The sequence below is a fragment of the Kribbella sp. NPDC004138 genome (assembly GCF_053603655.1).
The window spans coordinates 199,117-219,070 of record NZ_JBSGFZ010000005.1 but is presented as its reverse complement, the minus strand read 5'-3'; the positions used below and the strand labels follow the sequence as shown (position 1 = coordinate 219,070).

The 19,954-nt window shown below is 68.8% G+C and carries 17 protein-coding genes and 1 riboswitch; of the genes, 15 read left to right on the top strand and 2 right to left on the bottom strand.

The genetic code is table 11. From position 1 onward, the window contains the following. The first annotated feature begins 107 nt into the window (after nt 1-107). The 8 genes from ACWEOO_RS08890 (at nt 108) to ACWEOO_RS08855 (ending at nt 8,387) form a co-directional block, all read left to right on the top strand. On the top strand, nt 108-863 hold the full coding sequence (locus ACWEOO_RS08890; protein ID WP_359929590.1) for a DUF881 domain-containing protein: 756 nt from the start codon (nt 108-110) through the stop codon (nt 861-863). A gap of 39 nt (nt 864-902) precedes the next feature. Next, nucleotides 903-1,286: a glycine cleavage system protein GcvH gene (gcvH, locus tag ACWEOO_RS08885; protein ID WP_355690388.1), complete on the top strand. Its 384-nt coding sequence runs from the start codon at nt 903-905 to the stop codon at nt 1,284-1,286. A 122-nt stretch (nt 1,287-1,408) separates the two neighbouring features. Continuing rightward, nucleotides 1,409-1,948 (top strand): FHA domain-containing protein, encoded by a 540-nt coding sequence (locus tag ACWEOO_RS08880; protein WP_355690389.1) that lies wholly within the window; start codon nt 1,409-1,411, stop codon nt 1,946-1,948. Next, nucleotides 1,935-2,633, top strand: coding sequence for a transcriptional regulator FtsR (ftsR, locus tag ACWEOO_RS08875; RefSeq protein ID WP_452142496.1), 699 nt, complete (start codon nt 1,935-1,937; stop codon nt 2,631-2,633). The genes ACWEOO_RS08880 and ftsR overlap by 14 nt, the downstream gene beginning before the upstream one ends. 74 nt (nt 2,634-2,707) lie before the next feature. Continuing rightward, the gene (locus tag ACWEOO_RS08870; RefSeq protein WP_355690393.1) at nt 2,708-3,202 is read left to right on the top strand and encodes a bifunctional nuclease family protein; all 495 of its coding nucleotides are present in this window, start codon (nt 2,708-2,710) and stop codon (nt 3,200-3,202) included. Nucleotides 3,203-3,462: 260 nt separating this feature from the next. Beyond that, nucleotides 3,463-4,032 carry a MerR family transcriptional regulator gene (locus tag ACWEOO_RS08865; RefSeq protein WP_363711139.1) on the top strand — a complete coding sequence of 190 codons (570 nt, stop codon included), beginning with the start codon at nt 3,463-3,465 and terminating at the stop codon, nt 4,030-4,032. A 63-nt stretch (nt 4,033-4,095) separates the two neighbouring features. Beyond that, a riboswitch (glycine riboswitch) is annotated at nt 4,096-4,185 on the top strand. Nucleotides 4,186-4,254: 69 nt separating this feature from the next. Continuing rightward, nucleotides 4,255-7,089, top strand: coding sequence for an aminomethyl-transferring glycine dehydrogenase (gene gcvP / locus ACWEOO_RS08860; RefSeq protein ID WP_452142495.1), 2,835 nt, complete (start codon nt 4,255-4,257; stop codon nt 7,087-7,089). After that, the gene (locus ACWEOO_RS08855) at nt 7,086-8,387 is read left to right on the top strand and encodes a serine hydrolase domain-containing protein (protein WP_452142494.1); all 1,302 of its coding nucleotides are present in this window, start codon (nt 7,086-7,088) and stop codon (nt 8,385-8,387) included. Before gcvP ends, ACWEOO_RS08855 begins: the two co-directional genes overlap by 4 nt. On the opposite strand, the gene ACWEOO_RS08850 is transcribed toward ACWEOO_RS08855, so the two are convergent. Beyond that, nucleotides 8,362-9,669: a hypothetical protein gene (locus tag ACWEOO_RS08850; protein ID WP_452142493.1), complete on the bottom strand. Its 1,308-nt coding sequence runs from the start codon at nt 9,667-9,669 to the stop codon at nt 8,362-8,364. The two genes, ACWEOO_RS08855 and ACWEOO_RS08850, sit on opposite strands and share 26 nt — an antisense overlap. 177 nt (nt 9,670-9,846) lie before the next feature. On the opposite strand from ACWEOO_RS08850, the gene ACWEOO_RS08845 reads away from it, so the two are divergent. From ACWEOO_RS08845 to ACWEOO_RS08815, 7 genes are all read left to right on the top strand, one after another. Further along, the gene (locus ACWEOO_RS08845) at nt 9,847-11,343 is read left to right on the top strand and encodes a pyridoxal phosphate-dependent decarboxylase family protein (RefSeq protein WP_452142492.1); all 1,497 of its coding nucleotides are present in this window, start codon (nt 9,847-9,849) and stop codon (nt 11,341-11,343) included. Continuing rightward, on the top strand, nt 11,340-12,956 hold the full coding sequence (locus ACWEOO_RS08840) for an IucA/IucC family protein (RefSeq protein ID WP_452142491.1): 1,617 nt from the start codon (nt 11,340-11,342) through the stop codon (nt 12,954-12,956). Before ACWEOO_RS08845 ends, ACWEOO_RS08840 begins: the two co-directional genes overlap by 4 nt. After that, the gene (locus ACWEOO_RS08835; RefSeq protein WP_452142490.1) at nt 12,953-13,483 is read left to right on the top strand and encodes a GNAT family N-acetyltransferase; all 531 of its coding nucleotides are present in this window, start codon (nt 12,953-12,955) and stop codon (nt 13,481-13,483) included. The genes ACWEOO_RS08840 and ACWEOO_RS08835 overlap by 4 nt, the downstream gene beginning before the upstream one ends. After that, nucleotides 13,471-14,727 carry a lysine N(6)-hydroxylase/L-ornithine N(5)-oxygenase family protein gene (locus tag ACWEOO_RS08830; protein ID WP_452142489.1) on the top strand — a complete coding sequence of 419 codons (1,257 nt, stop codon included), beginning with the start codon at nt 13,471-13,473 and terminating at the stop codon, nt 14,725-14,727. The genes ACWEOO_RS08835 and ACWEOO_RS08830 overlap by 13 nt, the downstream gene beginning before the upstream one ends. Further along, complete coding sequence (locus ACWEOO_RS08825; protein WP_452142488.1) at nt 14,724-16,451, top strand: IucA/IucC family protein; 1,728 nt, start codon at nt 14,724-14,726, stop codon at nt 16,449-16,451. The genes ACWEOO_RS08830 and ACWEOO_RS08825 overlap by 4 nt, the downstream gene beginning before the upstream one ends. Nucleotides 16,452-16,721: 270 nt before the next feature. Then, the gene (locus ACWEOO_RS08820; RefSeq protein WP_452142487.1) at nt 16,722-17,384 is read left to right on the top strand and encodes a hypothetical protein; all 663 of its coding nucleotides are present in this window, start codon (nt 16,722-16,724) and stop codon (nt 17,382-17,384) included. A gap of 146 nt (nt 17,385-17,530) precedes the next feature. Continuing rightward, nucleotides 17,531-18,382, top strand: coding sequence for a Mom family adenine methylcarbamoylation protein (locus ACWEOO_RS08815; protein WP_452142486.1), 852 nt, complete (start codon nt 17,531-17,533; stop codon nt 18,380-18,382). A gap of 8 nt (nt 18,383-18,390) precedes the next feature. On the opposite strand, the gene ACWEOO_RS08810 is transcribed toward ACWEOO_RS08815, so the two are convergent. Further along, nucleotides 18,391-19,932: a PfkB family carbohydrate kinase gene (locus ACWEOO_RS08810; protein WP_452142485.1), complete on the bottom strand. Its 1,542-nt coding sequence runs from the start codon at nt 19,930-19,932 to the stop codon at nt 18,391-18,393. Between the last annotated feature and the right edge of the window lie 22 nt (nt 19,933-19,954).

Sequence of the window (19,954 nt, the reverse complement as noted above, 5' to 3'; positions counted from 1 at the left end):
ACGAGACACCGGACAAACCCGCGCAACCGGCCGCCGGTACACCTGCCACCACACCTGCCGGCACACCTGCAGGTTCGCCTGCCGATGCGCCGCGGACCCCGACACCGATGCCCAAGCCGAAGCCGCGGACGCCGAACCTGGCCCTGCGCCGGCTGCGGGCCGGGTTCAAGCCGTCCCGCGGCCAGGCGATCGTCGCGGTCGTGCTCGCGCTGGTGGCCTGCGTCGCGGTCGTGCAGGTCCGGGTGAACCGGGCCGACGACGGCTACCAGAACGCCCGCCGCGAGGACCTGATCGCGATCCTCGACGGCCTCGGGCAGAACACCCGGCGGCTGGAGAGCGAGATCGCCGACCTCGAGGAGCGGAAGAACTCGCTGTCCTCCAGCGCCGACAAGGCGCAGACCGCGCGCGAGCAGGCCGAGGCCCAGGTCCGCACCCTCGGCATCCTCGCCGGTACGCTGCCCGCGCAGGGCCCCGGGGTCCGGATCACGCTGAACGACCCGCAGGGCAAGATGACCTCGAGCAACCTGCTGGACGCGATCGAGGAGCTGCGCGACGCCGGCGCGGAGGCGATCCAGGTCAACGGGTCGGTCCGGGTGGTGGCCAGCACGGACTTCGTCGACGACGCGCCGGGGATCTCGATCGACGGCCAGAAGGTGAACTCGCCGTACGTCATCGAGGCGATCGGGGAGTCCCACAACCTGGCCGAGGCGGCCAACTTCCCGGGCGGTCTGGTCAGTGAGGTGACCGGCCCGCAGGTGGGCGGAACGGCCGAGGTCACCGAGCTCGGGAACGTCCCGATCACCGCCTTGCACGTCCCGGAGGAGCATCGTTACGCTCGCCCGGCGCCCAGCCCGACCAAGTAGCTGTCCCTGTAGCTGTACTTGAGTGAAAGAGGAACGAAGGTGTACCCCGAAGACCTGAAGTACACGGCCGAGCACGAGTGGTTGAAGGCCGGCGAGGAAGGACCCGTGCGGGTCGGCATCACCGACTTCGCGCAGGACCAGCTCGGTGACATCGTGTACGTGCAGCTGCCCGACGTCGGCAGCGCGGTGCGGGCCGGCGACGCGTGCGGCGAGCTGGAGTCGACCAAGAGCGTGAGCGACCTGTTCGCCCCGGTGAACGGCACCGTGACCGCGGTCAACGAGGCGCTGGCCGACCAGCCGGACCTGGTGAACAGCGACCCGTACGGCGAGGGCTGGCTGCTCGACATCGAGGTCGAGGACGCCGCCGAGGTGGCCGCGCTGATGGACGCCGAGGCCTACAAGGGGCAGCTCGACCAGAGCTGACAACTGGCTGGTAGCGTTACCGGCCTCAACCGCTGGTCGAGGGTTGAGGCCGCTGTCCACACTGTCAATACGGGGTCTATCGAAGACGTCGCCGGACCGCCGGCGATCGGGAGGATCACAGCATGCCGTTCTGCAACCAGTGCGGGCACGAGAACTCCGAGGGCAGCCGGTTCTGCTCGCAGTGCGGAGCGATGCTGCCTGGCGCGGACCGCCCGGCGGCAGCCCCGGCGACCCCCCAGCCGACACCCGGTGTCACCGACACCGCGATGCTCACGCCGATCGGCGCCGAGCCGGAGCCGGAGCAGCAGACCGGTGAGCCGCTGTCGGCCGACGACGCGGCCGCGGTCGGCGCACTGCCGGCCGGTTCCGCCCTGCTGATCGTGCAGCGCGGCCCGAACGCGGGCAGCCGGTTCCTGCTCGACGTCGACGTGGTGACCGCGGGCCGGCACCCGGACAGCGACATCTTCCTCGACGACGTGACGGTGTCGCGCCGGCACGCCGAGTTCCGCCGGGACCCGTACGGCGTGAAGGTCCGCGACGTCGGGAGCCTGAACGGCACGTACGTGAACCGGGACCGGATCGACGAGGTCCTGCTGAACAACGGCGACGAGGTCCAGATCGGCAAGTACCGGCTGGTGTACTACGCCAGTGGCCAAGCCTGATCCCAGCGCCGAAGGGCCGGTGGGCGGCCGCGGCATCGGCGAGGTGCTGCAGCTCCTGCAGGCCGAGTTCGCCGACGTCACGATCTCCAAGATCCGGTTCCTGGAGGCCGAGGGGCTGGTCACGCCGGCCCGGACGGCGTCCGGCTACCGCAAGTTCAGCGCCGCCGACCTGGAGCGGCTGCGGTACGTGCTGACCGCGCAACGCGACCAGTACCTGCCACTGAAGGTGATCAAGGAACATCTCGGCGCGATCGACCGCGGCCTGCGTCCGGCGGCCGCGGGGCCACCGGTCGCGCCGAGTTCGTTGCCGCAGACTCCCGGCCAGCCGGTCGCCGAGGACTTCGGTGCCGCGGGCACCGAGCTGCGGCTGACCCGCGACGAGCTGCTGCGGGCCGCCGGGGTGTCCTCGGAGCTGCTAGGTGAGCTGGAAGGCCACGGCCTGGTGGTGGCCAGCGGCAACCACTACGGCGGCGACGCGATCGTCGTCGCGCAGGTCGCGGCCGAGCTGGCGTCGTACGGGATCGAGCCGCGGCACCTGCGGGCGTTCCGGACGGCGGCGGACCGCGAGGTCGGCCTGATCGAGCAGGTCACGGGGCCGCGCCGTACCGAACAGACCGGGGAGCTGGCCGCCCTCACCGTCCGGCTGCACACCGCTCTGGTCCGCTCCCGCCTGCCGCGTCCGTAGGCGACCGCACGGCCTTCGTCCACAGGTGACCCCTTCGGCCCACCCGGTGCTTCGGCTCGGAGTAGGCTGAAGGGGTGCGCGAAGTCGACGTGGTCGGAGTCCGGGTGGAGATGCCCTCGAGTCAGCCGATCGTGCTGCTCAAGGAGGTCGGAGGTGAGCGATACCTGCCGATCTGGATCGGTGCTGCCGAGGCGAGTGCGATCGCCTTCGCCCAGCAGGGGATGGAGCCGCCCAGGCCGCTGACCCACGACCTGTTCGCGGAGACCATCCGGGTGCTCGGGCACACGCTCAGCCAGGTCCGGATCGTGAACCTGACCGACGGCGTGTTCGAGGCGATCCTGGTGTTCGACGACAAGACCGAGATCTCGGCCCGGCCGTCGGACTCGATCGCGATCGCGCTGCGGACCGGCACGCCGGTGTTCTGCGCCGACGAGATCCTCGCCGAGGCCGGCATCCCGGTCCCGGAGAGCGAGGCGAACGACGCCGACGAGGTGGAGGAGGAAGAGGAGGTCGAGCGGTTCCGGGAGTTCCTCGACCAGGTGACCCCGGAGGACTTCGACAAGAGCTGACACCCCGGCCCCGCCGTGGTGCGGCAGAAGGTGCAAGTGCGGCTAGGTAACGATTCGTACGACGGTCGCGACACGCTCACGGCTCGACGCGGTTGTCGTTGACCCGGTTCGGGCGGCGGCTTACCGTGAAGGAGTCGTGGGGTGATGTCACTCCACGCAGATGACTCGTTCCAGTCGGTATCCAGGGAGGCTCAGGCGTGACACGCACCGGGGACACGGATCTGACGGCGCAGTCGACGTCCGACGCGCACGCAGAGGCCATGGCTGCCGCTACAGCCACCGCCGGCGTCCAGGGTCTGCTGTTCGACGACGACCTGCGGCCGATGCCGGAGGACGTCGGGTTCCGGGGGCCGACGGCCTGCGCCGCGGCCGGGATCACCTACCGGCAGCTCGACTACTGGGCCCGCACCGGCCTGGTCTCCCCGTCCGTGCGCCCGGCGACCGGCTCGGGAACGCAGCGGTTGTACGGTTTCCGTGACGTCCTGTTGCTGAAAGTGATCAAGCGGCTGCTCGACGCCGGGATCTCGCTGCAGCAGATCCGGACCGCGATCGCGCACCTCAGCAAGCGCGGCTTCGACGACCTGACCCAGATCACGCTGATGAGCGACGGCGCGTCGGTGTACATGTGCACCTCGCCGGACGAGGTCATCGATCTGCTGGCCGGCGGCCAGGGTGTGTTCGGGATCGCGCTCGGCGGTGTCTGGCGGGAGGTCGAGGGCTCGCTGTCGGAGCTGCCGACCGAGCGGGCCGACGGCCACGACGACGCCGACTCCGAGGCCCATGCGCGCGACGAACTCGCCGCCCGCCGCCGCGCCCGGATGACCGGCTGACATCTCGTTCGGTCCTGCGTGCCCGAACTGTGCGCGGATTCCTGGTAGCCTCGGGACAGCCGTTCACAGCACTCGGGAGAGTCCCGTGTCATCGGGCGCCGAAGGGGCAATTCCTCCCCGGAACCTCTCAGGCCCATGGACCGAGTGTCACAGGCGACTCTGGAGCGTAGTGCGTGACAGAGGGGGAGGCGACCGGAAGCACGTCAGCAACGGAGCCTCTTGATGACCGAACAACTCTCCGCCACGTTCGCCGACCGCCACATCGGGCCGCGTCCCGACGAGATCGCGCGGATGGTGCAAGTCCTCGGGTACGCCGATGTCGACGCGCTCGTCGACGCCGCGGTCCCGGCGTCGATCCGCTCCGCCGAGGCGCTGCGGCTGCCCGAGCCCGCGTCCGAGGTGGACGCGCTCACCGAGCTGCGGCAGCTCGCGGCCCGCAACACCGTCGCCACCTCGATGATCGGCCAGGGGTACTACGGCACGTTCACGCCGTCGGTGATCGTCCGCCGCCTGGTCGAGAACCCGGCCTGGTACACCGCGTACACGCCGTACCAGCCGGAGATCTCCCAGGGCCGCCTCGAGGCGCTGCTGAACTTCCAGACCGTGGTCTCGGACCTGACCGGCCTGCCGACCGCGAACGCGTCGCTGCTCGACGAGGGCACCGCGGCCGCCGAGGCGATGACGCTGGCGCACCGGTCGAACAAGAAGAGTAAGTCCGACCGCTTCCTGGTCGACGCCGACACCTTCGCGCAGACGATCGCGGTCGTGCAGACCCGCGCCGAGGCACTGGGTATCGAGGTCGTCGTCGCCGACACCACCGACGGCCTGCCCGAGGGTGACTTCTTCGGCTTCCTCGTGCAGTACCCGGGCTCCAACGGCGCCGTCCGCGACCTGAAGCCGCTGATCGAGGCGGCGCACGAGCGCGACACGCTGGTCGCCGTCGCGTCCGACCTGCTCGCGCTGACGGTGCTCGAGGCGCCGGGTGAGGCCGGGGCCGACATCGTGATCGGCTCGTCGCAGCGCTTCGGCGTGCCGCTGTTCTACGGCGGTCCGCACGCCGGCTTCATGTCCGTGCGTTCCGGTCTGGAGCGGTCGCTGCCCGGTCGTCTCGTCGGCGTCTCGGTCGACGCGGACGGCGCCCCGGCGTACCGGCTGGCGCTGCAGACGCGTGAGCAGCACATCCGTCGCGAGAAGGCGACGTCCAACATCTGTACGGCGCAGGTCCTGCTCGCGGTCGTCGCGTCGATGTACGCCGTCTACCACGGCCCCGACGGCCTGCAGGCGATCGCCGAGCGTGTGCACTCGTACGCCGGCAAGCTCGCCGCCTCGCTGCGGGCCGGCGGCGTCGAGGTCGTGCACGGCGACTTCTTCGACACGGTCCTCGCCCGCGTCCCCGGACGCGCCGCCGACGTGGTGGACGCCGCCCGGCAGAACGGGATCTGGCTGCGGCTCGTCGACGCCGATCACGTCGGCATCTCGTGCGACGAGAAGACCGACGTGGCGACGCTGACCCGGGTCTGCCAGTCCTTCGGCGCACAGTACGACGACACGCTGGGCGCGCCCGCCGTCGCCGTACCGCGGACCACGGAGTACCTGACGCACCCGGTGTTCAACACGCACCGGTCCGAGACGGCGATGCTGCGGTACCTGCGCAAGCTGTCCGACATGGACTACGCGCTGGACCGCGGGATGATCCCGCTCGGCTCCTGCACGATGAAGCTGAACGCGACCACCGAGATGGAGCCGGTCACCTGGCCGGAGTTCGCGGACCTGCACCCGCTCGCGCCGATCGAGGACGCGGCCGGTTACGTGAAGCTGATCGGTCAGCTGGAGCGCTGGCTGGCCGAGGTCACCGGGTACGCGAAGGTCTCGATCCAGCCGAACGCCGGCTCGCAGGGTGAGCTGGCCGGTCTGCTCGCGATCCGCGGCTACCACCGCGCCCAGGGCTCGGCGGACCGCAACGTCTGCCTGATCCCGGCCTCCGCGCACGGCACGAACGCCGCCTCCGCGGTGATGGCCGGCATGAAGGTCGTCGTTGTCAAGGGCAACGACGACGGCACGATCGACCTGGACGATCTGCGCGCGAAGGCGTCCGAGCACGCGGAGAAGCTGGCCGCGATCATGATCACCTACCCGTCGACGCACGGTGTGTACGAGGAGAGCGTCCGCGAGGTCTGCCGGATCGTCCACGACCACGGCGGCCAGGTGTACGTCGACGGCGCGAACCTGAACGCCCTGCTCGGCCTCGCGAAGCCGGGCGAGTTCGGGGGCGACGTCAGTCACCTGAACCTGCACAAGACCTTCTGCATCCCGCACGGCGGCGGCGGCCCGGGCGTCGGCCCGGTCGCGGTCGCGGCGCACCTGGCGCCGTACCTGCCGAACCACCCGCTGCTCGACCAGGCCGGTCCGGAGTCCGGTGTCGGCCCGATCAGCGCCGCGCCGTTCGGGTCCGCGGGCGTGCTCGCCATCTCCTGGGCGTACATCCGGATGATGGGCGCCGAGGGCCTGACCGCAGCGACCAAGGCCGCCGTGCTGACCGCGAACTACGTGGCGAAGCGGCTCGAGGGTGCGTTCCCGGTGCTGTACACGGGCGAGAACGGCCTGGTCGCGCACGAGTGCATCCTGGACCTGCGGCCGATGACCAAGGAGACCGGCATCACCGTCGACGACGTCGCGAAGCGGCTGATCGACTACGGGTTCCACGCCCCGACGATGTCGTTCCCGGTCGCCGGCACGCTGATGGTCGAGCCGACCGAGTCCGAGGACCTGGGCGAGCTGGACCGGTTCTGCGACGCGATGATCGCGATCCGGCACGAGATCGACCGGGTCGCCGCCGGGGAGTGGCCGGCCGCCGACAACCCGCTGGTGAACGCGCCGCACACCGCCGAGTCGGTCATCAACGACAAGTGGGAGCACGCCTACACCCGCGAGGAGGCGGCGTTCCCACGCTCGGTCGACCGCACCTCGAAGTACTGGCCGCCGGTCCGCCGCATCGACGGCGCGTACGGCGACCGCAACCTGATCTGCTCGTGCCCCGCCCCGGAGGCCTTTGAGTGACTTCCGTACGTCCTGACACCGCCGCTGCCCTGTTCGCCGAGGTCGCGGCGGCGCAGGGGGAGTCGAAGCTGCCGTCGGTGAACGCCGGGGTGGTGCGCGACGGCGCGCTGGTCTGGACGGGATCGCGTGGGCGGTTCGCGACGGCGGACGGGGCGTTGCCGGGCACGGACGTGCAGTACCGGATCGGCTCGATCACCAAGACGATGACGGCGCTGCTGATCATGCAGTGCCGCGACGACGGGTTGCTGGCGCTGAACGATGCCGTCGGCAAGCATCTGCCCGGGATCGCGTTCGGGGACCGGACAGTCCGGCAGCTGCTCGCGCACAGCGGCGGGATGAACGCCGAGCCCGAGGGCCCTTGGTGGGAACGCAATCCGGGCGTCTCGTTCGACGAGCTGACCGCGGCGATGAACGACTCGCAGGCCGCCGGCCCCGCAGACCGGCGGCACCACTACTCGAACCTCGGGTACGGCCTGCTCGGTGAGATCGTGGCGCGGCTGCGCGGGGCGTCCTGGCTGGAGCTGGTGCGGGAGCGCATCCTCGATCCGCTGGAGATGCGGCGTACGACGTACTTCCCGGAAGGGCCGTCCGCGCAGGGGTTCTCGGTGCATCCGTTCAGCGGGCAGCTCGACCCGGAGCCGTCGTACGACTCGGGCGCGATGGCGCCGGCAGGGCAGCTGTGGAGCACGATCGAGGACCTGGCGCGGTACGCCGGGTTCTGGATCGACCCGCTGCACGAGGTGCTGAGCCGGGAGTCGGTCGAGGAGATGGCGTCGCCGGTGGCCTCGGATCCGCGCGAAGGGCTGAACGCGTCGTACGGGCTGGGCCTGCGGCTGATCGCGGACGACCCGCATCTGCTGATCGGTCACACCGGGTCGATGCCGGGCTTCCTCGCCGGGTTGTTCGTCGACCGGGTCCGCCGGGTCGGAGCGGCGACGCTGGGCAACGCGACGTACGGCCGGGTCGCCTCCCTCGCACCGGACCTGGTGCGGATCCTGACGAGGTACGAGCCGCCGCTCACGCAGGAGTGGCTTCCGGAGCCGCCGCTCGCCCAGGGCGCCGAACTGCTCGGCCACTGGTACTGGGGCAACACGCCGGTCACCATTTCCGCGACGGCCGGCATCCTCCAACTGTCAGGCGGCCTCACTACCCGCCTGTCACCTCTCGGCCCCGATCTCTACCAGGGCCGCGACGGCTACCTGGCCGGCGAGAAGCTCCACGTCGTCCGCGACGGCGGCACGATCGACCACCTGAACGTCGCCACCTTCGTCCTCACGAGGATGCCTTACGGTCGCTGAGCTCCTCGAGCTCACGTGCCTCGTCGGCGAACTCGGCGCGGCCGAGTAGATCCGCGGCCTCGGCCAGCGCGGCGCGGCTGATGGACGAAGCGTGTTCGCGGGCGAGCGCGGTCGCCTCGGCGGTGAACTGGGCGGCGGCCGGCTCACTGTTGCCCGTGTAGACGCGCATCGAGAAGGCCGCTTCCGCGAGCTCGGTCAGGAGGTCGCCGAACTGTCCCTGCTCCGCGGCCGCGAGTTCTCGGCGGACGGCGAGACCGGTCCGGTACACGGCCAGCGCCTCGTCGTGTTCGCCGACGGATGCGAACCCGCGCCCGACGGTGCTGCACAGCGCGGCGTACGTCGCCGGGTGTCCGCCGTCCCGCCGTAGGATCTCCAACGACTCCCGCCAGTAGCTCAGCCCGTCGTCCTGGTGGGCGAGCAGCATGATCCCGCCGAGGACGCGGACCGCCTCGGCGAGCTCGGGCACCCGGGCCGGATCCGCCTCGGCGAGGGCGCGCTCGTACCCGATCCATTCGTGGGCCGCGGAGACCGCTTCCTCGCGCCGGTCGAGGTGCCCGAGGGTGGTCACCAGCCGTTCCGCGGCCTGGGCGGCGTCCTCGAGCATGTCGGGCTTCAGGGGCACCACGCGCCGGTAGAGCTCGCACGCCTCCGTCGCGACGGGTAGGGCCTCCTCCCACCGGTCGCATCTGCGCAGACCGATCGCCTGGTTGGCCAGGTGCTGCGCCAAGATGTTCTCCTCCGCCACGACCAGAGCACGCTGCACGACAATCGCTTCCTCGTTGTACTGGATGCCCTCGCTGTCGCGATCGAGCCTGCCGAGGCTGAGCGCCAGATGGTTCAGCGCCCTGGACAAGTTGCTGCGGCACCCCGGGTGGTCGACCACCAGCGATCGCCAGGTCTCGACCGCTTCCCGGGCGGCCGCGACGGCTTCCTCGTGCTTGTCTCGTTCGTTGAGCAGCTGCCACTGCTTGTCGAGAGCATTGGCCAGGTGACGGGCCTCGCCGGGTCGCTTGGCCGCGAGTTTCCGGAAGCTTCGGACGGCGCCCTCGACATGCTCCAGCGCCTCGTCCCCGGTCGCCTGCATCAGCTCGAGCGTTCCCCAGGAGCGCCTGAAGCTCGTGCGCCGGGTGAAGAACGTCGCTATGTACACCGCTAGCCCCAGGGTGACCAATGCGTGTCCGTACCGTGCACCGGCGATCCAGCCGGCCAGACCGGTCAGCACCGCCAGCGCGGCCACCGCCTGCACCATGCCGCGGGTCAGGATCGCGCGCACACTCGTCATGGCCGCCCCTTTCGCTCAGTTGATGATTGAGATGCACCGAGGTGGGGATCCGGTTGCTTCGGATCGTGAGGATGTTCACTCCGGCCGTGGCCGAGTTGACACGGTGGGTGAGCCGGGCAAAAGTTAGGGCTGCCTTAGTAAGGGTTGCCTTACTCGACAACTTCCCGGGAGATCTGGATGTCGCAGCCCGCGCGTCTGTCCGCCGTGACAGTGCCGCCCGCACCCGTTCAGGATCCGTTCGCCGCGCGTTGGCCGTTGGCCTCGACGGTGCCGGACCGTGAGCGTGGACCGTTGCCGCACGGGTCGCCGGGAGCGGTGCTGCGGCGCGCTGCCGAGATGCTGGGCGAGCCGCGGGTGCCGTCGACCGGCGTGGGGGAGTCCGCGGCGCTCGACCTGATTGCGGGGCTGCTCGCCGAGCACGGGATCGACCTCAGTCACCCGCACGCCGCGGCGCACCTGCAGCCGCCCGTGCTGCAGGTCGCGGTCGACGCGGACGCGCTGGCGTCGGCGTCGAACGCCTCGATGGACACCTACGACTCAGGACCGGCGACGCTGGCGATCGAGCAGTGGGTCGTGAAGGCGCTGGCCGGCCTGGCCGGGTTCGGTCCGCGGGCGGACGGCGTGCTGACGCCCGGCGGCTCGATCTCGAACCTGCTCGCGGTCCTGATCGCGCGCGACAGTGCGGCCGTCGCGGCAGGCGTCGACGTCCGGCGGAACGGTCTGCAGGGTCTCGACCGGCCGGTCGTGTTCTGCTCCGAGCTCGCGCACTTCTCCGTCCAGCGGGCCTGCGCCGCGCTCGGGCTCGGAGAGGATGCGGCGATCACGATCGCGTCCGACGAGAACTTCCGGATGCGGACCGACGTCCTCGCCGCCGAGCTCGCCCGGCCCGGCCGGACGCCGGTGGCGGTGATCGCGACCGCCGGTACGACGGACTTCGGGTCGGTGGACCCGATCGCACCGATCGCTGCGCTGGCCCGGCAGTACGGCGTCTGGCTGCATGTCGACGCGGCGTACGGGTTCGGGGCGCTGTTCTCCGACCGGCTGGCTCCGTTGGTCGCCGACCTGCCGCTCGCGGACTCGGTGACGCTGGACCTGCACAAGATCGGCTGGCAGCCGGCCGCGACGAGCGTGCTGCTGGTGGCGGACCGGACGCGATTCTCGGCCTTCGACCGCTCGGTCGACTACCTGAACCCGGCCGACGACATCGACTCCGGGCTGGACGGGCTGCTCGGTCGCAGCCTGCAGACCACGCGCCGTCCGGACGCGGTCAAGGTTGCCACCACGCTGGCGGCATACGGACGGGCCGGACTGGGAACGATGCTCGACACCTGTCACGAGCTCGCGCACGCCGCCGCGGCCCGGGTCGTTGCCGACAGCAACTTGGAGCTGCTGGCGCCGGTGACCCTGACCACGGTGCTGTTCCGGGTCGCCGGGCAGGGGCTGGACGCGTCCGCGCTGGACGCCGTCCAGGGTGAGGTCCGGCGCCGGTTGCTGACGTCCGGCCGGGTGCTGATCGGCCGGACGAAGCTGCCGGCCCGCGGCGGCCGCCCGGCGGCGGTCGCGTTGAAGCTGACGCTGCTGAACCCGAATGCCACGGCGTCGGACATCGAGGACCTGCTCGACCAGGTCGTGGCCACCGGCCTCGACGTCCTGACCGGCGAGGGAGCGGCGTGAGTATTGCGGTCGATGCGCATCTGAATGCGATCCTGCGGTGTTACACGAGGGAGTCGGCGGTACCGGTCGCCCTCGGGCCGTTGACGTTCCCGGTCGGCGAGTCGACCGTGACGGCGCAGGTCGAGCACGCGTCCCGGACGGGGCTGCACCAGTTCGGCGACGTGCGGGTGGACGGCGTACGGCCGGCGCCTGAGGAGCTGGTGCGGTTGCTGTCCGCGGACGCGGATCCCGCCGAGATCGACGACCTGGCGGCGCGGACGGCCGAGTCGGTGCGGAACGTGTCGCTGTTCGTCGACCAGGCCGACGGCGTACGGGGGCCGGGACGCTTCCTCGAGTTCGAGCAGGCGTTGCTGCTCGGGCATCTGAACCATCCGGCGCCGAAGAGCCGGGACGGACTGAGCGGTGACGAGCTGGCGGCGTACTCGCCGGAGCTCGGCGGCCGCTTCGCCATGCACTGGTTCGAAGCCGACGCCGAGCTGGTGTCGTCGGACCAGGTGGCCGGCGCGCCCTCGCTGCAGGGACTGGACGCTGTGCAGCTGATGGGCGCGCTGGCCGGTATCACCCCGTCGGCGGGGCGGGTGCTGATCCCGGCCCATCCGTGGCAGGCGTCCGCCGTGGCCGCGCGCCCGCGGGTCGCCTCGCTGGTCTCTGCCGGCCGGGTGAAGGCTTTGGGGCCGGCCGGCGCCCAGTGGTACCCGACGTCCAGCCTGCGGACCGTGTTCCATCCGGACCTGGCGGTGATGCTGAAGCTGTCGCTCGGGCTGCGGATCACGAACTCGCGGCGGGAGTCGACGCCGACCGAGCTGCGCCGCGGGCTGGAGATCAACCGGCTGCTCGACGCGGCGTACAACGCGGGGACGGCGACCGCGCACCCGCGCTTCAGCATCGTCCGCGACCCGGCCTGGGTTGCGCTCGATGAGGGCGGACCGACGTTGACCGGTCTGGACGTGGCGGTGCGGGAGGTGCCGGCCGACGTCAACAGCTACGCCTGCCTGGCGGGTCTGGTCGCGCCGCGTCCCGGTGGTGTGAGCCGGCTGAGCGCTTGTGCCGCCGATGATCCTTCCGGCTGGACGGCGGCGTACATCGACAACGTGTTGATCCCGATGCTGCATTTGTACGCCGAGACAGGCATCGGCCTCGAGGCGCATCAACAGAACACGCTGGTGCGGCTCGACGCGGCAGGGCGGATCAAGGGCGGTGCGTACCGCGACAACCAGGGGTACTACCTCGCATCGTCGTACCTGCGTGGTCTGCTCGGGATCACTGGGCTGCGTGACTCGACGCTGGCGGTGGTTGACGACCCGATTGTCGACGATCGACTGACTTACTACCTGCTGCACAACCAGGCGCTGGCCGTGGTCGGCTGCCTCGCGGCGGATGGGGTTGCCGACGAGGGCGAGCTGCTCGGTGTGGTGCGGGAGCGGCTGACGCTCGCACTGCCGTTGCTGAAGGCTGCCGGACCCGACGGCGACCGGCTGGCGCGCCGTTGGCTCGAGGCGAAGACCCTGCCGTGCAAGGCGAACATGCTGACCCGGCTGCGTGGCATCGATGAGGTAGTGGCGCCACTGGACGCACAGTCGGTCTATCTCGACATCCCCAACCCGCTGCGGTGACGTCCTTCGAACTGCGCGCGGCTGACCCGTCCGACGCCCCGCAGATCGCCCAGTGGATGTCACAGCCGCACATCGCTCGCTGGTGGCACCAGGGCTGGTCGGTTGAGCGCTGGGCGCAGGAGATCGAGCAGCAAGCGGCGGGGGAGCACTCCACGCCGTACCTGGTCGCAGTGGACCGGGAGGAGTTCGCGTACGTCGAGTTGTACCGGGTCCGGCACGACCGCCTGGCGGAGTACTACGCGTACGGCGAAGACGACTGGGGCGTGCATGTGGCGATCGGTGATGTCACGCGCGTCGGGCAGGGACTCGGGCGTGAGTTGTTGCGTTCGCTGGCTGCTGTGGTGCTGCAGGCGAATACAGACTGCTCGCAGGTCGTGGCCGAACCGGACATCGAGAACACCCCGTCCGTCCGGGCGTTCGTCGCGGCGGGTTTCGTCCAGCACGGGGAGCTACAGCTGCCCGAGAAGACAGCACTACTGATGGTCCGCACCCGGGCCGTGCAGGGAGGCATGACATGTACGACGTGATCGCGATCGGCTGCGGGCCGTTCAACCTCGGACTGGCCGCACTGGCCGACGGTGTGGACGACGTACAACTGGCTGTGTTCGACAGCCGGCCCGAGTTCACCTGGCACCGCGGGTTGATGTTCGAGGACGCGATGCTGCAGGTGTCGTTCCTGGCGGACCTGGTGTCGTTGGTCGAGCCGGCGCATCACCTGTCGTTTCTGTCGTATTTGAAGGACAACGACCGGCTGTATCAGTTCTACGTGCGGGAAAAGTTCCATCCGACGCGGCGGGAGTACGAGGCGTACCTGCGGTGGTGTGCTGCGCAGCTCGACTCACTGCACTTCGGTCACCACGTGCGGGAGGTGGTGTGGAACGGGTCGTCGTTCGAGCTGACGGTTGAGCGCGGTGAGGCTTTGGAGCGGTTCGAGGCCCGGCACTTGGTCGTTGGCGTCGGCACCGAGCCTTTCGTACCTGCTGCGCTGGCTGGGCTGCCTGCTGAGCGGTTCACGCACTCGGCGGACTATCTGTTCCGCCGGGACGACCTGGTGCGCACAGGTCATGTGACGGTGGTTGGCTCGGGCCAGTCGGGTGCTGAGTGTTTCTTGGACCTGCTGCGCTCAGATGGCCCGGCGGTGTCGTGGCTGACCCGCACGGCGGCGTTCACACCTCTCGACTACTCGAAGCTCGTGCTGGAGATGACGACGCCGTCGTACGTCGACTACTTCCACGCACTGGACGAGCGTGTGCGTGACCAACTGGTGAAGGACCAGTGGCGCCACTACAAGGGCATCTCGTCGGAGACTCTGGAGGACATTCACGACCTCCTGTACGCGCGGGACCTGAGCGCCGCCCCGGCCGAGCTGCAGGTCGGCGTGGGTGTTGTGTCCGCGGTCGCCCGCGCTGACGGTCTTGAGCTCACCATGCTGCACGCTGACAGCGGCAAGACCTTCCAGCACACCACCGGCGCTGTAGTGGCCGCCACCGGCTACCGCAACCGTTCCTTGCCTTTTATGGAGTGCCTGCAGTCGCAGATCGACCACGACGCTGCCGGCCGCTGGGTCATCAACCGGGACCACAGTGTGCAGGGTGCTTTGGAGGGCCGTCTCTTCGTGGCGAATGCCGACCTGCACAGCCACGGCGTCGCTGCGCCGGACCTTGGCATCGGAGCGGTTCGCAATGCGACGATCTTGAACAGTGTGGCCGGCCGAGAGGTCTTCCGGCTGCCCAAGTCCACCGCGTACACGACGTTTGCGATCCCCGGATGAGCGTCTGGACGCAGTGCTCGTCGGAGCTGCTGGCGAAGTTGATCTCACAGTTCTGCAGCGAAGGGTTGCTGGAGCCTGTCGACGATCGACTCGACTTCGGGTCGGTGTCCTATGTGTTCGAGGCGACTCGCGGTGGTTTCGGGAGCTGGCGGGTCGATCCGGCGTCGATACGACGGAGCACTGCCGGCATCCTCGGCGACGACGAGAGCGAGGTCGCGACCGATCCCATCCAGTTCTTCGTCGACGCCGTCGACGCCGTCGACGCCGTCGGCGTACTCGGGGTCGACGGGTCGACCGTGGCCGGGTACGTCGCGGAGCTGACGAGCACCCTCGCTGCCGACGTACGCATGGCTTCCACGGCCGTGCCCGCTGCTGAGTTGCTCGGACTGCACCACAGCCGGCTGGAAGGGCATCTGACCGGGCATCCACTTCTGGTGGCCAACAAGGGACGCCTGGGGTTCTCGGCGTCGGACAGTGAGCGGTACGCACCTGAGGCGCGGACGCCGCTGCGCCTGGTCTGGCTCGCCGTACGACGTGGACTCGCCGAGTTCGGCGGTACGCCGGACCTGTCGGAGCACGCTGTCATCGCGCGTGAGCTGGACCCGGCGACCATCTCGGCCTTCCGCGCGACGCTGGACGACCCGGACGCCTATGTCTGGTTGCCGTGTCACCCGTGGCAGCTGGACCACGTCGTCCGCACCCAGTGGGCCCGCGAACTCGCGACCGGCGAGATCGTGGTGCTGGGGGAGAGCCCCGACGAGTACCTCCCGACCCAGTCGATCCGCACGATGGTCAACATCTCCAACCCCGCGCGCTACCAGGTCAAGTTGCCGCTGAAGATCTTGAACACCTCGGTCTACCGCGGCATCCCGTCACACTGCACCCTCGCCGCCCCGATGATCACCCAATGGCTGCGCGGCCTGTGGTCCCGCGACGAGGTCTTCCAGGAACTAGGCACCGAACTCCTCGGCGAGGTCGCCTCGGTCACCGTCCCGCACCCCGAACTCTCCACCCACCCCGGCATCCCGTACCAGTGGACCGAAACCCTCGGCTGCATCTGGCGAGACCCCATCGACCCACGCCTACGCGCCGACGAAACCGTCTGGCCACTGGCCGCCGTCCTCCACCCCGGCTTCGCGGCAACCGCGATCACCCGCGCCGGCACCGACGCCCAAACCTGGCTGAGCCACCTCCTCGCCACCGTGTTACGCCCCCTCCTCCACCTGCTCCACCACTACGGCATCACCGTCAACCCCCACGGCGAAAACCTCGCCATCATCTGCAACAGCACAGGACTCCCCACCCGCCTGGTCATCAAGGACCTGGTCGACGACATCAACATCTCCACCACCCCCATCGTTGCCCGAGGCCCCGAGCCCGACTCCCACACCCGAGTCCTACCCCGCAAACCCTGGCCCATCCTCCGCCAGTACGTCGTCGACGCCCTCCTCCTGGGCGTCCTCAACCCCCTCGCCGCCCACCACCTGATCCCCGAACCCACCTTCTGGTCCCTCACCCGCGCCGAAATAGACCGCTACACCCAAGCCCACCCCCACCACGCCGACCGCCTCAAAGCCACCGCCCTAACCGCCGAAACCTTCCTCCGCTACCCCCTCAACACCTACCGCCTAACCCTCGGCTACACCGACCTCGCCACCCGCCCACCCATCCCCGTAACCGGCACCATCCCAAACCCTTTACATAGCGCCGACTCGAAGGACTGACTGCGAACATCTGATGCTGGCAACCCCTTGCCAATCGGTTGCCAAAGCGGATCAAATGGCTCATGCATTTGCCTCGTGCAACCGGTCGGTGAAGATGCTCGTGCGTACACCGAGCGCGCTCCGCCCGGAACCAGCGCCCTATCTAGAGATTATGACCCAGGGTGTCGAACTTGACACTCTAGGTGACCCTGGCCCTAGACTCGCGACTCACCAAGCGCTTGGTCGGGAGATGGGGTCAACGGGGTGACGTGCGTCGAGCATGAGCAGGCGGTGAGCACTGCCCTCAGCGAGGCACCCGGCGCGACCTCGAAGTCCACGGCTCGCCAGCGTGATCTGATGGCGCTCACCAAACGCCGCGCTAGCAAGCTCCGGGCGATCTATGCAGAAGAGGGCGCACAGCAGGCGGTCGCCTTTGTGCGCCTGTGGCAACTAAGGAAGCGGCTGCGGGAGTATCGAGGTGTCCTCACCGAAGCATGGTCAGAGGCAACCTGTTACCAACCGTTTGTGCAGCTCCTGCAGAGCGGCAAATCGCCTTCAATCGGACAGTGCGGCGTCAGTTCCGCTTGGCTCATCTCAAAGCTGAGTTGGCACCGACGGTTGCGTGCCAACTATTGCGTCGGCTATGTCGTCTTCGACGGAGGCCGCGGCGGGAAATCAGAGTTTCACTGCTGGGTCGAGATCGGTGATTCAGCTCGGCGTTTGGTCATCGATCTGACCTTCGATCAGTTCGGGTATCGAGACCGGAGAAAGGTGCTCTGCGCGCCGCACGAAACGCTTCTGAGTGAATCGATCGAGTATCAGCGCGAGCGCCGGATGCGTTTCGGCAAGCTGCGTGACGACGACGTCTGGCAGCGCTATCAGATCCTTCTCGAGGCCACAAGCAAGAAGCGAACCTCGGACAGGCAAAGAGGCGCCACGCTCACGCAGCGGTAAGACCTGGTGCCGCGTATCATGGTGTTGGCTGGGTGGCTCCATGTGAGGATGGGTAGCGCGGCTTGTCAAATGTCAGGCGGGACTTTGCCGACGACTTGCTTGCGTTCCTACCAGTAGGGCTTTCTTTGGCCGAGTGTCGGCAGCCGGTGTCCGGATTTGTTGAAGTGGTCGCCAAGGTCGCGGAGCGACGGGCGGTCGATGCCCGAGGGGTGGCGGTGCGGGCCAGGCTGCATCTTCCGCGGGTGGCTCGGTCGGATGGGACGGTGGGCCGGCGATTGGCGCTGGCGGAGGTGATCCGGAGTGCCCGGCATCTGTCGGCCGACATCGCTGCGATTCGTGGGCTTGTGCCGAGCGGTGAAACCCGTGGGCTCGATGATCTGCGGTTCGTTGTGTATGACGACGACAAGGCGTTCGCCGTGTTCAGCCACCTGCACTATCTCAGGAGCGCACGACCGGGCTCGGTGAACTTTGCGTTGGTGGATCGCTCGAGTGGGTTGCCTGTTGCGTTGTGCAGTGCGACGCCGTTGGACTGGCGGCGGTTGGGGGGCGCGCTCGAGCGGCGGTTCGGCGTTCCGCCGCGGGAGGTGTGGGACATCTCGCGGGTCTACTCGTTCCAGGTGGCACCGCACGGCACGATCTCCAGGCTGCTGGCGCAGGTGCGGCGCTGGTTCCGGCGTGAGCGGCGCGATGCGAGTCTTCTGGTCACGACGGTCGACCCCAACATGGGGTTCACCGGGACGAGTTATCGGGCTGCCAATTGGCAGGAGTGGTTGCGTGTGCGGCCTCGGCCCTACCTGTACTTCAACCGGCAGTACATCAGTCCTCGTCAGCTACGCCAGCAGTTCGGGACATCCAACAAGGACGAGTTGCGTGAGCGATTGGGGGTCAGGCTGGAGGTGAGTAGGGCGACGCTGCTCGACTCGTCGATCTACTGCTGGCGTATTCGAGGCGCGACCGAGCCGGTTCCCCTTGCCGAGTTGCACCGCCTGCGTAGATGAATGCCGAGCTACGCCGGCTGTGTGATGCGAGCGAGCATGGTCTCGATCCGTGTCGGTGACGGCAGTGAGACCTTGAGCGGATAGTCGGCGATCGCACACGACATCGCCGCTGATGCCCAGTTGGTTGCGCGAGGGGAGAACCGTCGGCCGCTCTGGATCAGTTCGTCCGCCAGTGCGGCGCAGAACGCGTCGCGGGCGGTTGCGGACTCCTTGTAGTTCGAGGCAAGGCCGGGAGCCTGTACTGCGTTCTCGGCCGACTGTGAGTACATCGTGCATGCACCCCGCAGCAGCACACACACCGATCCGACGCCCATTTTCAGGAGCTCGCGAGCGCTCGGGTCGGGGTCGAAGTGCTGCGGGCTGGTGCTTCTCAGGCACCGAAGCTCCCAAGGATGTGCAACCACGTAGTCGATTTGCTGGAAAGCATCGGCTGAGAGCGTTGCGTCGGCGTACGGCTGGGCGGCAGTGACGATGGTCAACGGTCTCGCGTCGCCGATGTCCCGCAGTAGCGCGAGGTTGTGCTCGACAGTCTCACGGGGAACCTCGAACGTCATCAGGACGGCGTCGCAGTCGACGAGTTCGGAGACGAGTTCGTCGCAGTCCCACGGATCGAGCCGCACCTCGTTCTCGTTGCGCCAATAGGTCGCGAGGCTGTCTCCCCGGTCCATCTCGAGGACACCGGTGAAAGGCGTGTCCGCACCCGGCACGATCTTCAGCAGCGAGGTGTCGACGTCGTTGGCGCGGAGATAGTTGACGATCTCCGCGCCGAACCGGTCGTCGGTGATCGCGGCCACGAGGGACACGCGGTGGCCGAGCCGCGCCGCTGCGACAGCCTGGGTCAGGCCTTTGCCGCCTGGCGAGAACGTGAGGTCGTGCGCTTCGATCGATGTCTCCCAGCGCGGAAGGTCTCTGATCCGGAACACCGCATCCATCACGGCCGCACCGACGACGATGATCCTGCCCCGCATTCGCTCGGCGTGCTGGTGATCAGAGTCGGTCGAAGAAGACGGAGAACTGTTGGCGGACACAACGGAGTTGAGCTCTTGGCGTGCCAACTGCCGGGCGAGAGATCGAAGCGCGGTCGGTTCGATCGTGGCACGGAAGCTGCTCTCACTCGGGCTGCTGCCGATCGGCGGTGCGTCGGAGGCGTCGAGGAGTGCCTCGTGCAGACTGCGCCAGTTTCCGAGGAGTGCGTGGCGACGCCGGTCCAGATCGCGGTCCGAGAGTTGCCGAATGGTTTGCCGGCTGATGCCGGATCGTGCGTACCGCTCGGAGTGCAGCCGGAAGCTCAGGGCAGCGTCGACGACAATCTGATCCGTAGGGCGCAATTCGCGAGCGCATTGTGCGACCACCGCCAGTGCGCTGGTCTCGAGAGCGACATCGTGCACAAGGGAGTAGCGGCGCACCATCGCGAGGTCGAGCAACGGCGCAGCCAATTCGTCCGGGCAGAATTGCAGGCCGGAAAAGGTCAAACCGCCGGTCGACCGGAAATACTCGAGAATGTGTAGCAAGACGATCTGGAGGCGGCCGGACGAAATGGTGGCGTGCACAATGCTCCCCTGTCGGTGGTTG

Excerpts from the sequence above, each read along its gene's own strand:
- ACWEOO_RS08830 (WP_452142489.1), top strand. The coding sequence starts at position 13,471 with ATGTACGACGTGATCGCGATCGGCTGCGGGCCGTTCAACCTCGGACTG.
- ACWEOO_RS08845 (WP_452142492.1), top strand. The coding sequence starts at position 9,847 with ATGTCGCAGCCCGCGCGTCTGTCCGCCGTGACAGTGCCGCCCGCACCC.
- gcvP (WP_452142495.1), top strand. The coding sequence starts at position 4,255 with ATGACCGAACAACTCTCCGCCACGTTCGCCGACCGCCACATCGGGCCG.
- ACWEOO_RS08880 (WP_355690389.1), top strand. The coding sequence starts at position 1,409 with ATGCCGTTCTGCAACCAGTGCGGGCACGAGAACTCCGAGGGCAGCCGG.
- ACWEOO_RS08825 (WP_452142488.1), top strand. The coding sequence starts at position 14,724 with ATGAGCGTCTGGACGCAGTGCTCGTCGGAGCTGCTGGCGAAGTTGATC.
- ACWEOO_RS08865 (WP_363711139.1), top strand. The coding sequence starts at position 3,463 with ATGGCTGCCGCTACAGCCACCGCCGGCGTCCAGGGTCTGCTGTTCGAC.
- ACWEOO_RS08850 (WP_452142493.1), bottom strand. The coding sequence starts at position 9,669 with ATGACGAGTGTGCGCGCGATCCTGACCCGCGGCATGGTGCAGGCGGTG.
- ACWEOO_RS08890 (WP_359929590.1), top strand. The coding sequence starts at position 108 with ATGCCCAAGCCGAAGCCGCGGACGCCGAACCTGGCCCTGCGCCGGCTG.